Below are 19,550 nucleotides of genomic sequence, written 5' to 3'. Positions count from 1 at the left end.
GGGTTTGCGCTATAAGAAGTTGTCGCTTGGCGGCAAGGCCGGGCTGAAAACTGTCCTTACAATCCCCCCATCGCTCGCCAGTTTCAGGCGGGTGTTTCTCATCAGGAGACTCCGATGTCCGTTGAGCACGCTGCGGTACAACGCGCCGATTTCGACCAGGTAATGGTTCCCAACTACGCGCCTGCCGCTTTCATTCCGGTGCGTGGCGCCGGTTCCCGTGTCTGGGATCAGGCCGGCCGCGAGCTGATCGACTTCGCCGGCGGGATTGCCGTTAACGTATTGGGCCATGCGCATCCGGCGCTGGTTGGTGCATTGACCGAACAGGCGAACAAGCTGTGGCACGTGTCCAACGTGTTCACCAACGAACCAGCCCTGCGCCTGGCGCACAAGCTGATCGACGCCACGTTCGCTGAGCGCGTGTTCTTCTGCAACTCCGGCGCTGAAGCCAACGAGGCCGCGTTCAAGCTGGCCCGTCGTGTTGCATTCGACCGTTTCGGCACTGAGAAATACGAAATCATCGCTGCGCTGAACAGCTTCCACGGCCGTACCCTGTTCACCGTCAACGTCGGTGGCCAGTCGAAGTACTCCGACGGTTTCGGTCCGAAAATCACCGGCATCACCCACGTCCCTTACAACGACCTGGCAGCATTGAAGGCAGCGGTTTCCGACAAGACCTGTGCGGTCGTGCTGGAACCGATCCAGGGCGAAGGCGGCGTACTGCCGGCCGAACTGGCTTACCTGCAAGGTGCCCGCGAACTCTGCGACGCGAACAACGCGCTGCTGGTGTTCGACGAAGTGCAAACCGGCATGGGCCGCAGCGGCAAGCTGTTTGCCTATCAGCACTACGGCGTGACCCCGGACATCCTCACCAGTGCCAAGAGCCTGGGCGGTGGTTTCCCGATCGCGGCGATGTTGACGACTGAAGCGCTGGCCAAACATCTGGTCGTCGGTACCCACGGCACCACTTATGGCGGCAATCCGCTGGCGTGCGCGGTCGCCGAAGCCGTGATCGACGTGATCAACACCCCTGAAGTGCTGAACGGCGTGAATGCCAAGCACGACAAGTTCAAGGCGCGCCTTGAGCAGATCGGCGAGAAGTACGGCCTGTTCACACAGGTGCGAGGCCTCGGTCTGTTGATCGGTTGCGTGCTCAGCGATGCCTGGAAAGGCAAAGCCAAAGACATCTTCAACGCCGCTGAAAAAGAAGGCCTGATGATTCTGCAGGCCGGCCCGGACGTGATTCGTTTCGCCCCGAGCCTGGTGGTGGAAGACGCCGATATCGATGCTGGCCTGGATCGTTTCGAGCGCGCTGCGGCAGCACTGACACAAGCCTGATAGACCCTTCGGCGCTTGGAGTTTTTCAGGCGCCGAACCCAATTTTTGATGCCGGTGAGATTCATTATGGGAGCGAGCTTGCTCGCGAAGAGGGAGTTTCAGTCGCCATCTATGCTGACTGATACACCGCTTTCGCGAGCAAGCTCGCTCCCACAGTGTCCGGTGTTTTTTTCTGTGAATTTATAAGAGAAAGGAGTGACACCATGCTGGTGATGCGCCCTGCGCAAATGGCTGATCTGGGCGAGGTACAGCGTCTGGCTGCGGACAGCCCGATTGGTGTCACGTCCTTGCCGGATGACGTGGAACGTCTGAGCGACAAAATCGCCGCGAGCGAAGCTTCGTTCTCCGCCGAAGTGAGTTTTAACGGTGAAGAAAGCTATTTCTTCGTCCTCGAAGATTCCACCACCGGCAAACTGGTCGGCTGCTCGGCGATTGTCGCTTCGGCCGGCTATTCGGAGCCGTTCTACAGCTTCCGCAACGAGACTTTCGTGCACGCCTCGCGCGAGCTGAAGATCCACAACAAGATCCACGTGCTTTCGCAATGCCACGACCTGACCGGCAACAGTTTGCTGACCAGTTTCTACGTGCAGCGCGAGCTGGTTGGTTCGCCGTGGTCGGAACTCAATTCCCGTGGCCGTCTGCTGTTCGTCGCCAGCCACCCTGAGCGGTTCGCTGATTCGGTGGTCACCGAGATCGTCGGTTACAGCGATGAAAACGGCGACTCGCCATTCTGGGATGCGATCGGTCGCAACTTCTTTGATCTCAACTACGCCGAAGCCGAGCGCCTGTGCGGGCTGAAAAGCCGTACGTTCCTCGCCGAGCTGATGCCGCATTACCCGATCTACGTGCCGTTGCTGCCGGACTCCGCTCAAGAGGCGATGGGCCAGGTGCACCCGCGTGCGCAGATCACCTTCGACATCCTGATGCGCGAAGGCTTCGAGACCGATCACTACATCGACATTTTCGACGGTGGCCCGACCCTGCATGCACGTGTTTCGGGGATCCGCTCGATCGCCCAGAGCCGTGTGGTGCCAGTGAAGATCGGCGAGCCGGTCAAAGGTGCCGGGCGCCAGTATCTGGTGGCCAACGCGCAGTTGCAGGATTACCGAGCGGTGCTGCTGGAGCTGGATTACGCGCCGGGCAAGCCGGTGACTCTGGATCTGGAAGCAGCCGAAGCCCTGGGCGTCGGTGAAGGTGCCAGCGTGCGCCTGGTGGCGGTTTAACGCCTTAGCGAGTTTCACGGGTGGCGAAGGCGGCCCGTTTGAGGAGATAGCATGATTGTTCGTCCCGTACGCAGCAGCGATTTATCCGCTCTGATCGACCTGGCCCGCAGCACCGGCACTGGCCTCACGACTTTGCCGGCCAACGAAGAACGTCTGGCCCATCGGGTTGGCTGGGCCGAGAAGACCTTTCGCGGCGAAGCTGGCCGTGGCGATGCGGACTACCTGTTCGTGCTCGAAGACGATGACGGCCGCGTGGTGGGGATTTCCGCCATTGCGGGTGCCGTTGGCATGCGTGAACCCTGGTACAACTTCCGTGTTGGCCTGACTGTCAGCGCTTCGCAAGAACTGAACATCTATCGCGAAATTCCGACACTGTTTCTGGCCAACGACCTGACCGGTAATTCCGAGCTGTGCTCGTTGTTCCTGCACGCCGATTACCGCAGTGGCCTCAACGGTCGCATGTTGTCGAAGGCGCGGATGCTGTTCATCGCCGAATTCCCTGAGTTGTTCGGCAACAAGATCATCGCCGAAATGCGCGGTGTCTCCGATGACGCCGGCCGTTCGCCGTTCTGGGAAAGCCTCGGTCGTCACTTCTTCAAGATGGAATTCAGCCAGGCCGATTACCTCACCGGTGTCGGTAACAAGGCGTTCATCGCCGAGCTGATGCCGAAGTTCCCGCTGTACACCTGCTTCTTGTCCGAAGATGCCCGTAACGTCATTGGTCAGGTTCATCCGGACACCGAGCCGGCATTGGCGATGCTCAAGGGCGAAGGCTTCAGCTATCAGGGGTACGTCGACATCTTCGACGCCGGCCCGGCCATCGAATGCGAAACCGGCAAGATCCGCGCAGTGCGTGACAGCGAAGCACTGGTGCTGGCTGTGGGTACGCCGGGCGATGACGCCACGCCGTTCATCATCCATAACCGCAAGCGCGAAGACTGCCGCATCACCGCTGCGCCGGCGCGTCTCGCTGCCGGCACGCTGGTGGTCGATCCGCAGACCGCCAAACGTCTTCAACTCAACGCTGGCGATCAAGTGCGCGCCGTGGCGTTGTCCGCTGCACGGGAGTCGAAATAATGAATTCGCTATACATCGCAGGTGAGTGGCTAGCCGGTCAGGGCGAAGCCTTTCAATCGCTGAACCCGGTGACCCAGCAAGTGCTGTGGTCGGGGGAGGGCGCTACCACCGCCCAGGTTGAATCGGCTGTGCAGGCTGCACGTCAGGCGTTTCCGGGCTGGGCGCGTCGTTCGCTGGAAGAGCGCATTGGTGTGCTTGAGGCATTCGCCGCCGCATTGAAGAACCATGCCGACGAACTGGCTCGCACCATCGGTGAAGAGACCGGCAAACCGCTGTGGGAATCGGCGACGGAAGTGACCAGCATGGTCAACAAGATCGCGATCTCGGTGCAGAGCTACCGCGAGCGTACCGGCGAAAAGAGCGGCCCGTTGGGCGACGCCACTGCCGTGTTGCGCCACAAACCGCACGGCGTGGTCGCAGTGTTTGGGCCTTACAACTTCCCTGGGCACTTGCCGAACGGTCACATCGTGCCGGCGCTGCTGGCGGGTAACAGCGTGCTGTTCAAGCCAAGCGAGCTGACGCCGAAAGTCGCCGAGCTGACGGTTAAGTGCTGGATCGAAGCCGGTCTGCCGGCCGGTGTCCTGAACCTGCTGCAAGGCGCTCGCGAAACCGGCATTGCGCTGGCAGCGAATCCGGGCATCGACGGTCTGTTCTTCACCGGTTCGAGTCGCACCGGCAACCATCTGCACCAGCAATTCGCCGGGCGTCCGGACAAGATTCTGGCGCTGGAGATGGGCGGCAACAATCCGCTGGTGGTCGATCAGGTCGCGGATCTGGATGCAGCGGTTTACACGATCATTCAGTCGGCGTTCATCTCTGCCGGTCAGCGTTGCACCTGTGCACGTCGTCTGCTGGTACCGCAAGGCGCGTGGGGCGACAGCCTGCTCAAGCGTCTGGTTGAAGTCAGCTCGACTATTGAAGTCGGTGCGTTCGATCAACAACCGGCGCCGTTCATGGGTTCGGTGATTTCCCTCGGCGCGGCGAAAGCGCTGATGGACGCTCAAGAACATCTGCTGGCCAACGGCGCTGTGTCGCTGCTGGAAATGACTCAGCCACAGGCGCAAGCCGCGCTGTTGACGCCGGGCATTGTTGATGTGACCGCCGTTGCCGAGCGTCCGGACGAAGAACTGTTCGGCCCGTTGCTGCAAGTTATTCGCTACACCGATTTTGAAGCGGCGATCGCCGAAGCCAATGACACCGCTTACGGCTTGGCTGCTGGTCTGTTGTCGGATTCCGAAGCGCGTTATCAGCAGTTCTGGCTGGAAAGCCGCGCCGGTATCGTCAACTGGAACAAACAGCTGACCGGTGCTGCGAGTAGCGCGCCGTTTGGTGGTGTCGGTGCCTCGGGCAACCATCGCGCCAGCGCCTATTACGCGGCGGATTATTGCGCGTACCCGGTAGCGTCGCTGGAAACGCCGAGCCTGGTGTTGCCATCGGCCCTCACGCCAGGCGTGAAGATGGCGTGATGCCCTTTCGCGAGCAGGCTCGCTCCCACAAGGAAATGCATTCCAATGTGGGAGCGAGCCTGCTCGCGATAGCCGCGCCTCGGTCTTACCTAATTGTTACTCGATGCCTATAACAACAGATTCTCGTGGAGCCTCGCTGATGAAATCCTATGAAGTCAATTTTGACGGTCTAGTGGGGCCGACCCATAACTACGGTGGTCTGTCCTACGGCAACGTTGCCTCCCAGAGCAACAGCCAGCAATCCTCGAATCCGAAGGAAGCGGCGCTGCAAGGCCTGGCGAAGATGAAAGCGCTGATGGAAATGGGCTTTCAGCAAGGCGTGCTGGCACCGCAGGAACGTCCGGACGTGGCAGCTTTGCGCCGTCTGGGTTTCAGTGGCACTGATGCGCAAGTCATCGAGCGCGCCGCCAAAGAAGCCATGCCGCTGCTGGTTGCCAGTTGCTCGGCGTCGAGCATGTGGGTGGCCAACGCCGCCACCGTCAGCCCAAGCGCCGACACTGCTGACGGTCGCGTGCATTTCACTGCCGCCAACCTCAACTGCAAATATCACCGCAGCATCGAGCACCCGACCACCAGCCGCGTGCTGGGTGCGATGTTCGCCAATCAGCAGCACTTCGCCCATCACGCCGCATTGCCGGCAGTGGCGCAGTTCGGCGACGAAGGTGCGGCCAACCACACGCGTTTCTGCCGTGAATATGGTGAGGCCGGCGTCGAGTTTTTCGTGTTCGGTCGCAGCGCGTTCGACAATCGTTTCCCGGCGCCGCAAAAGTACCCGGCACGGCAGACCCTCGAAGCCTCGCAAGCCGTCGCGCGTCTGCACGGTCTGCGTGACGAAGGCGTGGTCTACGCCCAGCAAAATCCGAACGTGATCGATCAAGGCGTGTTCCACAACGACGTGATCGCCGTGGGCAATGGCGAGGTGCTGTTCTATCACGAGGACGCGTTCCTTGAGACCGAGCAGATGCTGGCCGAGCTGCAAGGAAAACTCGCCAAGGTTGGCGGCAACTTCCAGTCGGTGTGTGTGCCGCGCTCGGCAGTTACCGTGGATGACGCGGTGCGTTCCTATCTGTTCAACAGCCAGTTGCTGTCGCGCCCTGATGGCTCGATGTTGCTGATCGTGCCGCAAGAGTGCCAGGCCAACGAGCGTGTCTGGGCTTACCTGCAAAGCCTGACCAACTCCGGCGGTCTGATTCGTGAAGTGAAAGTCTTCGATCTCAAGCAGAGCATGCAGAACGGCGGCGGCCCGGCCTGCCTGCGACTGCGCGTCGCGCTTAACGAAACTGAACTGGCGGCGGTCAACCCAGGGGTTATCATGACCGCACCGTTGTACGGTTCGTTGACCGCATGGGTTGAAAAGCACTACCGCGACCGCCTGAGCGAAACCGATCTGGCGGATCCGCAATTGCTGCTTGAATGCCGGACGGCACTGGATGAACTGACGCAAATCCTTAAACTGGGCGCGGTTTATCCATTCCAGATCAATTGATGGCCGGCGCGTCGCCTGAACGCGGCGCGCGGCTTGTCTCCCCCAAGAGAGTAAAAACATGAGCGATTCCCTGCAGCTGATCCTTGAAGACACCGACGGCACGCAACTGCAAACCTCGTGCACCCGCGTCGCGGTCATGTGGCAAGGCAAGGAGCTGTGGATCCAGCAGGACGGCCGTGGCCAGTTGCTGATCGGCGTGGACGTTGAAGAAGGTGATGCCGAGTACGCCAACCTGCTGCTGCGCCCATTGGCGACTAATCTGGTAAGTCTGCAACTGGAAATGGAACCGGCTGACGTCGGCGACGACGAAGACCACGTGCACGGCCCGGATTGCAACCACGATCACTAAGGAAACCGCTCTATGCTCGCCCTCGGCAAACTGCTTGAACTGACCCTCGCCGGCCGCGAACCGGCGGAGAAGACTCAACTGACTGTCGAAGGCGTGCGGATGCGCTGGTTGAGCGAAGGTGCGCTGGAAGTCCGGCCACCGCAAGCGCGCGACAATGGCCTGGACCTGCTGCTGTCGGCAGGGATTCATGGCAACGAAACAGCGCCGATCGAGTTGCTTGATCGGCTGCTGCATGACATCGCTCGCGGCGATCTGAAGCCGCGCGCACGGATTCTGTTTCTGTTCGGCAACCCGGAAGCGATTCGCAAAGGCGAGCGCTTCGTCGAGCAGGACGTCAATCGGCTGTTCAACGGCCGTCATGAACAAAGCAGTGGCAGCGAAGCGCTGCGTGCCTGTGAGCTGGAGCGTCTGGCGGCGAGTTTCTTCAGCCTGCCGGATCGTCAGCGCCTGCACTACGACTTGCACACGGCGATTCGCGGTTCGAAGATCGAACAGTTCGCTTTGTATCCATGGAAGGAAGGTCGTCAGCATTCGCGTCTTGAGCTGGCCCGTTTGCGCGCCGCCGGGATGGAAGCGGTGCTGTTGCAGAACAAGCCGTCAATCGTGTTCAGTTCCTACACCTACGACAAGCTCGGTGCCGAGGCTTTCACGCTGGAGCTGGGCAAGGCGCGACCGTTCGGGCAGAACGACGGCGTCAACGTCTCGCTGCTGGAAACTCGTTTGAAGCAGATCATCGAAGGTACGGAGCCAGAGATGGCTGAGGAAGGCCTGGACGGTCTGCAGCTGTTCAGCGTCGCCCGGGAAATCATCAAACACAGCGATGCCTTTCGCTTGAACTTGCCGCAGGACATCGAGAACTTTTCCGAGTTGGAGCTGGGTTACGTGCTGGCCGAAGATCTGGCCAATACCCGCTGGATCATTGAGGAAGAGGGCGCGCGGATCATCTTCCCTAATCCCAAAGTCAAGAACGGCTTGCGCGCGGGCATCCTGATCGTCCCGACCGGCGACGAAAATCTCGCCTGACCTAACTGCAGGGATGGTCCACAAACTCTGGTACGCGGGCCAAACCCTGTAGGAGCTGCCGAAGGCTGCGATCTTTTGATCTTGTTTTTAAAAGATCAAAAGATCGCAGCCTCGTTTCACTCGACAGCTCCTACAGGTGATGATCGTTCCCGCACGGAGCATGGGAACGATCATCAGTGGGTCAGACGGCGACAGCGCGCGGCTCGGTGCGGCGCAGGGCGCGGATTTTTTGCAGCGTATCCGCGCAAGTCCGCGCCGCTTCCTGACCCTTGTGCACAAAGTGCTCAAAGAAGAACTTCTGATGCTCGTCACCCGCATGGAAGTGATGCGGGGTCAGCGACACCGAGAACACCGGCACTTCAGTTTCCAGCTGCACCTGCATCAGGCCGCTGACCACCGACTGGGCGACGAACTCGTGACGGTAGATGCCGCCGTCGACGACCAAGGCTGCCGCGACGATGCCGGCATATCGTCCGGTCTTGGCCAGCAATTTGGCGTGCAGAGGCATTTCAAAGGCGCCGCCGACTTCGAAGATGTCGATGTCCGATTCCTGATAACCCAGGGCAATCATTTCGGCGACGAAGCCTTTACGGCTCTGATCGACGATTTCCTTGTGCCAGCAGGCCTGGATGAATGCTACGCGCTCGCCGTGTGAGTGTTTGCTTTTGCTGTCGATAGCGGTGGGTTGCATGTTCTGACTCCTGTTTGTGTGAAAAACAGGGCGTTATGAATCGAAAGGGATTCAAGGGTGCGCACACGCACAACATTGCGCGGACGGCCCTTTGGCGTTAATCCCGTTCTCTCTTCATCCGGACTATGACCGTCGGCCCCGGAATCACACCGGGTCTGCTGACCTTGCCGCCGATCACAGCCTTTGCCGTATTCGTCGCCAAGCGCTCGCGGGCTATGCGCATTGCGCGCAATTACCGCCGGTGGGGAATTGCACCCCGCCCTGAGAACGTTTTTGCCGCCCTTTCTCGGGCGGCGCAGCGTTTTTATCACAGATTGTCGAGCAGCGCATCGCGCCTTTCTGATGATTGCCATCGAATTTTTTGTGAGGACGAAACGAAATTTCCTTGCGCAAGGGTTGATTAATCCGCGTCATGACCGCAGTAATCCCACTTCGTAAAGGGATTTCCCCTGTTGATTAGAGGCCAGGTTCATGAGCGTTATCGATCTTCGCAGCGACACCGTCACCCAACCGACCCCCGCCATGCTCGACGCGATGACCGCGGCAGGCACCGGTGACGATGTGTACGGCGAAGACCCGACAGTCAATCGTCTGGAAACCGAACTGGCCAAACGTTTGGGTTTTGCCGCCGCGCTGTTCGTGCCGACCGGCACCATGAGCAACCTGCTGGGCTTGATGGCGCACTGCGAGCGTGGTGATGAATACATCGTCGGCCAGCAGGCGCACACCTACAAATACGAGGGCGGAGGCGCGGCAGTGCTCGGATCGATCCAGCCGCAACCGCTGGAAGTGCAGGCCGACGGTTCGCTGAACCTGGATCAGGTCGCGGCGGCGATCAAACCGGACGATTTCCACTTCGCCCGCACTCGATTGCTGGCGCTGGAAAACACCATGCAAGGCAAAGTGCTGCCGCTGGAATATCTCGCTCGGGCGCGCCAATTTACCCAAGAGCACGGTCTGCAGTTGCATCTGGATGGCGCGCGTCTTTACAACGCGGCGGTCAAACTCGGGGTTGATGCGCGGGAAATCACGAAACATTTCGATTCGGTGTCGGTGTGCCTGTCCAAAGGCCTCGGCGCACCGGTGGGCTCGGTTTTGTGCGGTTCTGAGCAACTGATCGGCAAGGCCCGCCGTTTGCGCAAAATGGTCGGTGGTGGCATGCGTCAGGCCGGGTTGCTGGCAGCGGCGGGGCTGTACGCGCTGGATCACAACGTCGAGCGTCTGGCCGACGACCACGCCAACGCGCAGTTTTTGGCCGACGGTCTGCGTGAAGCAGGTTTCACCGTTGAACCGGTGCAAACCAACATGGTTTATGTGCAAATGGGCGACAAAGCCGAAGCGATCAAGGCGTTTGCCGGCGAACGCGGGATCAAGTTGAGCGCCGCCGCGCGTCTGCGTATGGTCACGCACATGGACGTCAATCGCGCGCAAATCGAGCAAGTGATCGCGACATTCGTCGACTTTTCGCGCAAGTGACAGCGTTCGCCGTCCAATTGACCGTTTCTATCGTATAAACACGCTGTACCCCGCGCGCAGGGCCGATATAATGCGGCCCTTTGCCGTCGCTTCGTCTGTTGACGTTTCGAACAGGCCTTTGGCCGCAGCCTCCGTGGAAGAACCTAATGAAAAGCGCAGAAATCCGTGAAGCCTTCCTTCGCTTCTTCGAAGAGCAAGGCCACACCCGTGTAGCCTCCAGCTCTTTGATTCCGGGCAACGACCCAACCCTGCTGTTCACTAACGCGGGGATGAACCAGTTCAAGGACTGCTTCCTGGGCCAGGAAAAACGTGCATACACCCGCGCGACCAGCAGCCAGAAATGCGTGCGTGCCGGTGGCAAGAACAGCGACCTGGAAAACGTCGGTTATACCGCTCGTCACCACACGTTCTTCGAAATGCTCGGTAACTTCAGCTTCGGTGACTATTTCAAGCACGACGCGATTACCTTTGCCTGGACCTTCCTGACCGGCGTTCTGAAACTGCCGAAGGAAAAACTCTGGGTCACCGTCTACGCCTCCGATGACGAAGCGTATGACATCTGGACCAAAGAAATCGGTGTGCCGGTCGAGCGCATGATCCGCATCGGCGACAACAAGGGCGCGCCTTACGCCTCCGACAACTTCTGGACCATGGGTGACACCGGCCCGTGCGGCCCGTGCACCGAGATTTTCTACGATCACGGCGACCATATCTGGGGCGGCCCACCGGGCTCGCCGGAAGAAGACGGCGACCGTTACATCGAGATCTGGAACAACGTGTTCATGCAGTTCAACCGCACCGCCGATGGCGTGTTGCATCCGTTGCCAGCACCGTCGGTCGACACCGGCATGGGCCTGGAGCGGATCAGTGCGGTAATGCAGCACGTCAATTCCAACTACGACATCGACCTGTTCAAGAACCTGCTGAAGGCCTCGGCTGAAGCTATTGGTTGCGAAAACGGCGATCAGTCTTCGCTGAAAGTAGTCTCCGACCACATTCGTTCGTGCGGTTTCCTGATCGCCGACGGCGTGCTGCCGTCCAACGAAGGTCGCGGTTATGTGCTGCGCCGAATCATCCGTCGCGCTTGCCGTCACGGTAACAAGCTGGGCGCCACTGGCAGCTTCTTCTACAAGATCGTCGCTGCGCTGGTTGCCGAGATGGGCGAAGCCTTCCCGGAACTGAAAAAGCAGCAGAGCAACATCGAGCGCGTGCTCAAGGCTGAAGAAGAGCAGTTCTCCAAGACTCTGGAGCACGGCCTGAAGATTCTCGAACAGGATCTGCTGGAGCTCAAAGGCACCGTGGTGCCGGGCGACGTGGTGTTCAAACTGTACGACACCTACGGTTTCCCGATGGACCTGACCGCCGACATCGCGCGTGAGCGCAGCTTGACGGTCGACGAAGCCGGTTTTGAGCGTGAGATGGAAGCCCAGCGTGTTCGTGCGCGCTCGGCCAGCTCGTTCGGTCTGGACTACAACACGCTGGTCAAGGTTGACGTGGCCACCGAGTTCACCGGTTACAAAGACACCAGCGGTTCGGCAAAAATCGTCGCTATCTATAAAGATGGCCAGTCGGTCGACGTCTTGAATGAAGGCGAAGAAGCGGTGATCGTGCTGAACCAGACGCCGTTCTACGCTGAATCCGGCGGCCAGATCGGCGACTGCGGTTATCTGCAGGCCGGCAGCAGCCGTTTCGACGTGCGTGACACCACCAAGACCGGCGGCGCGTTTCTGCACCACGGTGTGCTGGATTCGGGCAGCCTGACCATCGGCGCGCCAGTGGAAACTCACGTTGACGCCGAAGTGCGTCATGCGACTTCGCTGAACCACTCGGCCACGCACTTGCTGCACGCTGCATTGCGTCAGGTATTGGGCGAGCACGTGCAACAGAAAGGTTCGTTGGTGGATAGCCAGCGTCTGCGTTTCGACTTCAGCCACTTTGAAGCGATCAAGCCTGAGCAGATCAAAGCGCTGGAAGACATCGTCAACGCCGAAATTCGCAAGAACTCCGCCGTTGAAACCGAAGAAACCGACATCGAAACCGCCAAGAACAAAGGCGCGATGGCGCTGTTTGGCGAGAAGTACGGCGACAACGTGCGCGTGCTGAGCATGGGCGGTGATTTCTCCGTCGAGCTGTGCGGCGGTATCCACGCCAACCGTACCGGCGACATAGGCCTGCTGAAAATCATCAGCGAAGGCGGCGTAGCCTCGGGCGTACGTCGTATCGAAGCGGTCACCGGTGCACAGGCACTGGCGTACTTGAATGCTGCAGAAGAACAACTCAAGGAAGCGGCCAGCCTGGTCAAGGGCAGCCGCGACAACCTGATCGACAAGCTGTCGGCTGTGCTGGAGCGCAATCGCCAACTGGAGAAGCAGCTCGAGCAGTTGCAAGCCAAGGCAGCCAGCGCGGCGGGCGACGATCTGTCGTCCTCGGCACTGGACGTCAAAGGCGTGAAGGTTCTGGCTGCACGTCTGGATGGTCAGGACGCCAAAGCGTTGTTGGCACTGGTTGATCAGTTGAAGAACAAACTCGGCCGCGCAGTGATCCTGCTCGGCAGTGTCCATGAGGAAAAGGTCGTTCTGGTTGCAGGCGTAACCAAGGACCTGACTGGCCAACTCAAAGCCGGTGATTTGATGAAACAGGCTGCTGCGGCAGTGGGCGGGAAGGGCGGTGGTCGTCCGGACATGGCGCAGGGCGGCGGTGTTGATGCCGGCGCGCTGGATGGTGCATTGGCGCTGACCGTTCCATTCGTCGAGCAGGGTTTATAAGACGGTCCATCGCGCTCGCAGTCTAGTGGCGGGCGCGGTGGCTGTTCGAGTGATTATTGGGCGCCCTTCATGGGCAGAGGCGGCTTTGAAATGGCTTTGATCGTACAGAAATTTGGAGGCACCTCGGTCGGTACTGTCGAGAGAATCGAGCAGGTCGCCGACAAGGTTAAGAAATTCCGCGATGCCGGCGATGACCTGGTGGTTGTGCTGTCTGCAATGAGCGGCGAAACCAACCGTCTGATCGATCTGGCCAAGCAAATCAGTGGTGACGGTCAACCGGTTCCGCGTGAGCTGGACGTGATCGTGTCTACCGGTGAGCAGGTGACGATTGCCCTGTTGGCCATGGCGCTGATCAAGCGCGGTGTGCCAGCGGTGTCGTACACCGGCAATCAGGTACGGATCCTGACCGACAGTGCGCACAATAAAGCGCGTATCTTGCAGATTGATGACCAGAAGATTCGTGGTGATCTGAAAGCCGGTCGCGTTGTCGTTGTCGCCGGTTTCCAGGGCGTCGACGAGCACGGCAACATCACCACTCTCGGCCGTGGCGGTTCCGACACTACCGGCGTGGCATTGGCTGCTGCGTTGAAGGCTGACGAGTGCCAGATCTACACCGACGTCGATGGTGTCTACACCACTGACCCGCGTGTGGTGCCGGTCGCTCAACGTCTCGACAAGATTACCTTTGAAGAGATGCTGGAAATGGCCAGCCTCGGTTCCAAGGTGTTGCAGATCCGTGCGGTGGAATTCGCCGGCAAGTACAACGTTCCGCTGCGCGTACTGCACAGCTTCAAGGAGGGTCCGGGCACCCTCATTACTATTGATGAAGAGGAAACCATGGAACAGCCGATCATTTCCGGCATCGCTTTCAACCGCGATGAAGCCAAGCTGACCATCCGTGGCGTGCCAGACACCCCGGGCGTGGCGTTCAAGATTCTCGGTCCGATCAGTGCCGCGAACATCGAAGTCGACATGATCGTGCAGAACGTCGCGCACGATAACACCACCGACTTCACCTTCACCGTACACCGCAACGACTATCAGGCCGCACAGACCGTGCTGGAAAACACCGCTCGCGAGATCGGTGCCCGTGAAGTGGTTGGCGACACCAAGATTGCCAAGGTCTCGATCGTCGGCGTCGGCATGCGTTCCCACGCAGGCGTGGCCAGCCGCATGTTCGAATCCCTGGCAAAAGAAAGCATCAACATCCAGATGATCTCGACTTCGGAAATCAAGGTTTCCGTAGTGATTGAAGAGAAGTACCTGGAACTGGCCGTGCGCGCCCTGCACACGGCTTTCGAACTGGATGCGCCTGCCCGTCAAGGCGAGTAATTCCATTTCTTGAAGGGCGCGGTCTGACCGCGCCCTTTATTTTTTGAATGGCGCGAGCCCTGAACTGTTCTTTTGCTCGCGCTGGTCAATACTCAGGCATGTAGGGCTACGATCGCTCCGGTTGTAGGTCGGGTGCCTTTTTTTTGCAGACTGTTGTCCCTGAACTGAATTGCGTAAGGAGAAAGGTATGCTGATTCTGACCCGTCGGTGCGCAGAAAGCCTGATTATCGGTGACGGCGAAATCACCGTGACCGTGCTCGGCGTTAAAGGAAACCAGGTGCGTATCGGCGTCAACGCCCCGAAAGAGGTTGCCGTGCACCGTGAGGAAATTTACCTGCGTATAAAGAAAGAGAAGGACGAAGAACCAAGCCATTAATTTTTATCGATTTTTATGTTTGCAAACGGGGAAAAGGTTGGTTAAGATACGCCCCGTGTTGCGGAGAGCTGGCCGAGTGGCCGAAGGCGCTCCCCTGCTAAGGGAGTACACCTCAAAAGGGTGTCGGGGGTTCGAATCCCCCGTTCTCCGCCATTATTTGCTTAGTACGTCGTAATCTGGCTTTTTCTGTAAGTTGTTGAAATTAATAGAAAAAGTGGTTGGAATAGAGATTAGACGGGCTATAATGCGGCGCAACAAATGCACTCGTAGCTCAGCTGGATAGAGTACTCGGCTACGAACCGAGCGGTCACAGGTTCGAATCCTGTCGAGTGCACCATTTAAGAGTCAGTTACAGTAATGTAAATGACTTGGCTTCAACCAGATGTGATCTGGTCTAAAAACACAAATGCACTCGTAGCTCAGCTGGATAGAGTACTCGGCTACGAACCGAGCGGTCACAGGTTCGAATCCTGTCGAGTGCACCATTTAAGAGTTAGTTGCAGTAATGCAGATAACTTGGCTTCATCCAGTTGTGGTCTGGGCTAAAAACACAAAATGCACTCGTAGCTCAGCTGGATAGAGTACTCGGCTACGAACCGAGCGGTCACAGGTTCGAATCCTGTCGAGTGCACCATATACCGAAAAGCCCGCGTTTAACGCGGGCTTTTTGCTGTCCGGGATTTGGTTTTTTCCTTCACGCATCCTCTCTCATCAAAATCGACTTGAGCACTGCGACCTCGCTTGAGGTCGTAACGATAGCTGGTTGTCGATGTTCGAATATTTACCTTGTCTGGTTTGCCAAGCGCGCTTTCGACGTCTTGCTGGCTCATGCCTGCAATCACGCGCCGATTGATGATTGCCTCGCGTCGCTGCCTGGCATCGCTCAGATTTCCGCATCGATGTTCCGCGCGGCCAATGATGCCCGGTTCCCGACCCTTGGTTTTCATACTGGATGTTTCTTCGTGGTTGGCTTCCGGCATCACGGCTACAACCGAGCCGGGCGAATAGGGGTGAACCTCTTGGGTGGAGCGCAGTTCGCCGTGTGCGCAACTCATGCTGGTAAAGGTGATGCTGCCATCCGCAGCTTCGCAACGATGAAGGGTGGTAGCAGCCCCGGCAGGCGGCAGGTGGAGCAGGGTGGTGAGTATCAGGTGTGATGTTTTCAATGGCATTCGACGTCCTCCATGACGATCTACGCTGAAGGGTAGTCGCTACATTTTCCATTGCCGGTGTGTTTTCTTTTCAGGATGAGTCGTCGCATTTGCACGGATCAGGACGGTGCTCAGGTTTGTTTCGCAAGCGCTTGTTTCGGCCGTGATTTTTTAACGTTTAAAACCGTCAGGCGGTGTATCATTGCGCCCGTCAGCCCCGCCGGGGCTTGTGGAAAACCTCCATGGACTTACCCAGTAGTTACTCAGTAAACAGTTTCACCAATCATGAATTGACTGATTGATCCTTCCGGCGTGCCCCGCTGCTGGGAGTGGAGTTCGCCTATGTCTGAAATCGAAGTAAAGAAAACACAGGAAAGCCTGCAGGATCGCCTGGCTCAAGTCGTCGAGCTGCTGCAGCGTCAACGGGTCGTCGAAGACCTGACTCATCGCCAGGAAGGCGCGCATCACGACCGGGTTGAAAACCTGGTTCACCGGCAGAACCTTGTCGAGCTGCAACGCAAGCTCGATGATCTGCACTCCGCCGACGTTGCCTACATCCTTGAAGCCTTGCCGCTGGACGATCGTCTGACGCTCTGGCAATTGGTCAAGGCCGACCGCGACGGCGACATTCTTCTCGAAGTATCCGACTCCGTTCGTGAAACGCTGATCGCCGACATGGACGATCACGAGCTCCTGGCTGCGGCCAAGGACATGGACGCCGACGAACTTGCTGACCTGGCTTCCGAGCTGCCGCGAGACGTCGTCCATGAGTTGATGGAGAGTCTGGATAACCAGCAACGCGAGCGCGTGCGTTCGGCCTTGTCTTATGACGATGAGCAGGTCGGTGCGCTGATGGACTTCGAGATGGTGACCATCCGGGAGGATGTCAGTCTCGAAGTGGTTCTGCGCTATTTGCGTCGCCTTAAAGAGCTTCCTGGTCACACCGACAAACTGTTCGTGGTTGATTACGACGGTGTGCTCAAGGGCGTGCTGCCGATCAAGCGTTTGCTGGTCAACGACCCGGACAAGCAGGTTGCCGAAGTAATGGCCAGCGATCCGGTGAGTTTTCATCCGGACGAAGATGCTTACGACGCCGCGCAGGCCTTCGAGCGTTATGACTTGATCTCGGCCCCGGTGGTTGACAAGAACGGCAAGCTGATCGGCCGTCTGACCATCGACGAAATGGTCGATCTGATTCGTGAAGAGAGCGAAAACGAAGTTCTCAACATGGCCGGTCTGCGTGAAGAGGAAGACATCTTTGCTTCCGTCTGGAAGTCACTGCGCAACCGTTGGGCCTGGCTGGCGATCAATCTGATTACCGCGTTCATCGCATCCCGTGTGATCGGCCTGTTCGAAGGTTCGATCGAGAAACTGGTAGCGCTCGCGGCGTTGATGCCGATTGTGGCGGGTATCGGTGGTAACTCGGGCAACCAGACGATCACCATGATCGTTCGCGCGATGGCGCTCGACCAAGTGAGCACCGGTAACACTTCGCGACTGATGCGCAAGGAATTGGCGGTAGGCCTGATCAATGGCCTGGTCTGGGGCGGGGTGATCGGTGTGGTTGCTTATCTGCTCTATGGCAGTTGGTCATTGGGCGTGGTAATGACCGCGGCAATGACGCTCAACCTGCTGCTGGCTGCCCTGATGGGCGTATTGATCCCGATGACCCTTGCGAAAATGGGGCGCGACCCGGCGATGGGCGCGAGTGTGATGATTACCGCGATGACCGACAGCGGTGGCTTCTTCATTTTCCTGGGGTTGGCGACAATCTTCCTGCTCTAAATTGCTGCATCGAAACAGCCCGCCAAATTGGCGGGCTTTTTTGTGTCTGCAAAAACTCAAATTGCGCGCAAAAAAAGCCAGCAATTAAGCTGGCTTGAGATGTTCGGTATATCTCAGGACGCGTCTGCTGCCATTTCGGCGTCATGAGCGATCAGAGATACCAACGCGTTCTGCTGGCGGTGAGACAGTTGGCGGAATCGTTGCAACAGCTCGCGCTCGTGCAACGACAGCTCCGGGCTGTCGAGGCGCATGCTCAGCTCTTCGCCCAGTGCGCCTTCCTGAATAAGACTCTGCTCAAGGCGCGCAATGATCTCGGAGTTCATGCTGCGATGATGATTGCGAGCCACCTCGGCAATGCGTTCACGCATTCCGTCTGGCAGACGTACGACGAACTTGTCAGCCGTACGGCTGGAATAAATTGCCTGTTTCAATGGGCGCATATATTTAACCGGTTAGTTCAGGGGAGCGGTTCTCGGGATTGGCCGCAGGATGTGTGGTAGGACAAGCATCCGCGCCAAATGGTTCAACCTGAATTGTTAAGAGGCCCGCATCATGCCTCAAAATTGCCAGATCATTGGCGTCAATTCTGTGACAAATATTGAGCTGGGTAAAGGCGTAATGCCAGCACCAATTATCAGAAATGCGGACTGGTTTGAAAACTTCGCCCTGGTCTGCATCGCTGCCTGCGTCCTGGTGCATATCAGTTGATGTCCGAAGACGTCAGAGCGTGCATGCTATGCGGCTTTCTATCCTTGTTTCCTTGTCTTTACAGGATAGTGGCAAATTGCCGATTTACTAGTGGCTAAGGTGGTCTGGAGGGCGTTTTCAGGATGGATGGCAAGCTTATTTATCTGATGGGCCCCTCAGGGTCAGGCAAGGACAGTCTGATTGAGGCTGCGCGCGAACCACTGCGGGCGATGGGCTGTGAAGTCATGCGGCGAGTCATCACGCGATCAGCTGAATCGGTGGGTGAGGATGCGGTGGGCGTGACACCTGAGGAGTTTGAGCGGCGCGCGCGGGCGGGCGATTTTTCCCTGTCATGGCACGCGAACGGTCTTGCCTATGGAATCCCGGCGCAGATGGATCGGTTTTTGGCTGCGGGGCGCCATGTGCTGGTTAACGGCTCGCGCGCCAATCTGCGACAAGCGATGGGCCGTTACCCTGCGTTGGTGCCGGTACTGTTAACGGTAAGTGATGAGGTTCTACGTGGCCGCCTGCTCAGGCGGGGGAGAGAGACGCTTGAGCAGATCGAGGCTCGGCTTGCCCGTAACACCTTATTCAAGGATCGTAGATCGAGTGACGAGCCGGTGCTTCTGATCGATAACTCGGGTGAGCTGGCGGGGGCGGTGGAACAGTTACTGGACCTGATTCGGCTCAGCGCAGCACTGGATCAAACTTGATCTTGCGCCCGGCAGCCAGTGCCAGCACAAACAGCACCGAAAATACGCCGCAGACAATCAGGGGCAGGGTGACTGTGGTTTCCTCGAACAGCGAAAGATGCATTACGCCACTCAATAAGGCGAGGATCAGAAATCCTGCTGCTGATTTGGACATGCTGTACTCCTGAAGATATTTCAAAAAACCAGACGTTCTGTAAGTTGAGCTGGCAGGGCCTGATCGGGGGCGCTGACAGTCCTTGGGGCAAAGCTGCTCTTATCGGTCAGAATCGCCAGTTGGGGCTGTTTCTGCACCTGCAGATAATGCGGCATGCGCTGGGCCAACGTTTCCGGGGCATTGCTCGCAGGGGCAAAGTAAAAACTCAGCAAAATCGCCAGTGCAGTCGCGTTTGCAAGCAAGAGGGTGGTGTTCATGGGGCGGCGCTCCGATTGTTCTTCTATGGAACAGGCAAAGCAGCCGTCATGCCAACAGTCTAACCGCTGTTAAGTCCTTTAAAAACAACGATTTGGGAGGAAGAGTCGGATCGCTCGGGTTGCAATCTGCAATGATGGCTTTTTGGGAGGATGCAAAATGCACGGTAAATCTTCCCGCAGCGTTGCAGTACGCATGCCTACACT

The 19,550-nt window shown here is 58.3% G+C and carries 18 protein-coding genes, 4 tRNA genes and 1 riboswitch; of the genes, 17 read left to right on the top strand and 5 right to left on the bottom strand.

Annotation, left to right across the window (positions count from 1 at the left end; all coding sequences use genetic code 11):
* Positions 1-114 precede the first annotated feature (114 nt).
* The 7 genes from QOL84_RS26770 (at position 115) to astE (ending at position 7,959) form a co-directional block, all read left to right on the top strand.
* Complete coding sequence (locus QOL84_RS26770; protein ID WP_008077923.1) at positions 115-1,335, top strand: aspartate aminotransferase family protein; 1,221 nt, start codon at positions 115-117, stop codon at positions 1,333-1,335.
* A 203-nt stretch (positions 1,336-1,538) separates the two neighbouring features.
* Positions 1,539-2,558 carry an arginine/ornithine succinyltransferase subunit alpha gene (gene aruF, locus QOL84_RS26765; RefSeq protein WP_129395121.1) on the top strand — a complete coding sequence of 340 codons (1,020 nt, stop codon included), beginning with the start codon at positions 1,539-1,541 and terminating at the stop codon, positions 2,556-2,558.
* 51 nt (positions 2,559-2,609) lie between these two features.
* Entirely contained in the window at positions 2,610-3,635 is a 1,026-nt protein-coding gene (gene astA, locus QOL84_RS26760; RefSeq protein WP_129395120.1) for an arginine N-succinyltransferase, read from the top strand.
* Positions 3,632-5,101 (top strand): succinylglutamate-semialdehyde dehydrogenase, encoded by a 1,470-nt coding sequence (gene astD, locus QOL84_RS26755; protein WP_164979479.1) that lies wholly within the window; start codon positions 3,632-3,634, stop codon positions 5,099-5,101. Before astA ends, astD begins: the two co-directional genes overlap by 4 nt.
* Positions 5,102-5,240: 139 nt before the next feature.
* A complete protein-coding gene (gene astB / locus QOL84_RS26750; RefSeq protein ID WP_129395118.1) occupies positions 5,241-6,587 on the top strand; it encodes an N-succinylarginine dihydrolase in 1,347 nt (448 codons plus the stop codon).
* 58 nt (positions 6,588-6,645) lie between these two features.
* Positions 6,646-6,936, top strand: a complete 291-nt coding sequence (locus QOL84_RS26745) for a hypothetical protein (RefSeq protein WP_016983958.1) — start codon at positions 6,646-6,648, stop codon at positions 6,934-6,936.
* A 12-nt stretch (positions 6,937-6,948) separates the two neighbouring features.
* Complete coding sequence (gene astE / locus QOL84_RS26740; protein ID WP_283439169.1) at positions 6,949-7,959, top strand: succinylglutamate desuccinylase; 1,011 nt, start codon at positions 6,949-6,951, stop codon at positions 7,957-7,959.
* Between the two features lie 181 nt (positions 7,960-8,140).
* Here the strand turns inward: astE and QOL84_RS26735 are convergent, their stop codons facing one another.
* Complete coding sequence (locus QOL84_RS26735) at positions 8,141-8,650, bottom strand: 6,7-dimethyl-8-ribityllumazine synthase (RefSeq protein WP_283439168.1); 510 nt, start codon at positions 8,648-8,650, stop codon at positions 8,141-8,143.
* A gap of 101 nt (positions 8,651-8,751) precedes the next feature.
* Positions 8,752-8,923, bottom strand: a riboswitch (FMN riboswitch).
* Positions 8,924-9,121: 198 nt separating this feature from the next.
* Between QOL84_RS26735 and ltaE the strand changes: the two genes are divergently transcribed.
* The 8 genes from ltaE (at position 9,122) to QOL84_RS26695 (ending at position 15,233) form a co-directional block, all read left to right on the top strand.
* On the top strand, positions 9,122-10,126 hold the full coding sequence (gene ltaE / locus QOL84_RS26730; protein ID WP_283439167.1) for a low-specificity L-threonine aldolase: 1,005 nt from the start codon (positions 9,122-9,124) through the stop codon (positions 10,124-10,126).
* Between the two features lie 146 nt (positions 10,127-10,272).
* Positions 10,273-12,891: an alanine--tRNA ligase gene (gene alaS, locus QOL84_RS26725; RefSeq protein ID WP_283439166.1), complete on the top strand. Its 2,619-nt coding sequence runs from the start codon at positions 10,273-10,275 to the stop codon at positions 12,889-12,891.
* 90 nt (positions 12,892-12,981) lie between these two features.
* Positions 12,982-14,223 carry an aspartate kinase gene (locus tag QOL84_RS26720; RefSeq protein ID WP_008086083.1) on the top strand — a complete coding sequence of 414 codons (1,242 nt, stop codon included), beginning with the start codon at positions 12,982-12,984 and terminating at the stop codon, positions 14,221-14,223.
* A gap of 187 nt (positions 14,224-14,410) precedes the next feature.
* Positions 14,411-14,599 (top strand): carbon storage regulator CsrA, encoded by a 189-nt coding sequence (csrA, locus tag QOL84_RS26715; RefSeq protein ID WP_002554426.1) that lies wholly within the window; start codon positions 14,411-14,413, stop codon positions 14,597-14,599.
* Positions 14,600-14,661: 62 nt separating this feature from the next.
* Positions 14,662-14,752 (top strand) — tRNA-Ser (locus QOL84_RS26710).
* 107 nt (positions 14,753-14,859) lie between these two features.
* Positions 14,860-14,936 (top strand) — tRNA-Arg (locus tag QOL84_RS26705).
* A 71-nt stretch (positions 14,937-15,007) separates the two neighbouring features.
* Positions 15,008-15,084, top strand: a tRNA-Arg gene (locus QOL84_RS26700).
* Positions 15,085-15,156: 72 nt separating this feature from the next.
* Positions 15,157-15,233 (top strand) — tRNA-Arg (locus QOL84_RS26695).
* 19 nt (positions 15,234-15,252) lie between these two features.
* Here QOL84_RS26695 and QOL84_RS26690 read toward each other — a convergent pair.
* The gene (locus tag QOL84_RS26690; RefSeq protein WP_283439165.1) at positions 15,253-15,771 is read right to left on the bottom strand and encodes a cell envelope protein SmpA; all 519 of its coding nucleotides are present in this window, start codon (positions 15,769-15,771) and stop codon (positions 15,253-15,255) included.
* 321 nt (positions 15,772-16,092) lie between these two features.
* On the opposite strand from QOL84_RS26690, the gene mgtE reads away from it, so the two are divergent.
* Positions 16,093-17,535, top strand: a complete 1,443-nt coding sequence (gene mgtE / locus QOL84_RS26685) for a magnesium transporter (RefSeq protein WP_129395112.1) — start codon at positions 16,093-16,095, stop codon at positions 17,533-17,535.
* A gap of 113 nt (positions 17,536-17,648) precedes the next feature.
* Here mgtE and QOL84_RS26680 read toward each other — a convergent pair whose 3' ends face one another.
* Positions 17,649-17,975 carry an Arc family DNA-binding protein gene (locus tag QOL84_RS26680; RefSeq protein ID WP_003178899.1) on the bottom strand — a complete coding sequence of 109 codons (327 nt, stop codon included), beginning with the start codon at positions 17,973-17,975 and terminating at the stop codon, positions 17,649-17,651.
* Between the two features lie 390 nt (positions 17,976-18,365).
* Between QOL84_RS26680 and phnN the strand changes: the two genes are divergently transcribed.
* Entirely contained in the window at positions 18,366-18,935 is a 570-nt protein-coding gene (gene phnN / locus QOL84_RS26675) for a phosphonate metabolism protein/1,5-bisphosphokinase (PRPP-forming) PhnN (protein ID WP_283439164.1), read from the top strand.
* Here the strand turns inward: phnN and QOL84_RS26670 are convergent.
* The gene (locus QOL84_RS26670) at positions 18,910-19,089 is read right to left on the bottom strand and encodes a PA3371 family protein (protein ID WP_129395110.1); all 180 of its coding nucleotides are present in this window, start codon (positions 19,087-19,089) and stop codon (positions 18,910-18,912) included. The two genes, phnN and QOL84_RS26670, sit on opposite strands and share 26 nt — an antisense overlap.
* 20 nt (positions 19,090-19,109) lie before the next feature.
* Positions 19,110-19,346: a hypothetical protein gene (locus QOL84_RS26665; RefSeq protein ID WP_283439163.1), complete on the bottom strand. Its 237-nt coding sequence runs from the start codon at positions 19,344-19,346 to the stop codon at positions 19,110-19,112.
* Positions 19,347-19,550 lie beyond the last annotated feature (204 nt).

The sequence above is a fragment of the Pseudomonas helmanticensis genome (genome assembly GCF_900182985.1).
In the GTDB taxonomy this organism is placed as follows: domain Bacteria; phylum Pseudomonadota; class Gammaproteobacteria; order Pseudomonadales; family Pseudomonadaceae; genus Aquipseudomonas; species Aquipseudomonas helmanticensis.
This window is presented reverse-complemented; position numbering and strand designations above follow the sequence as displayed.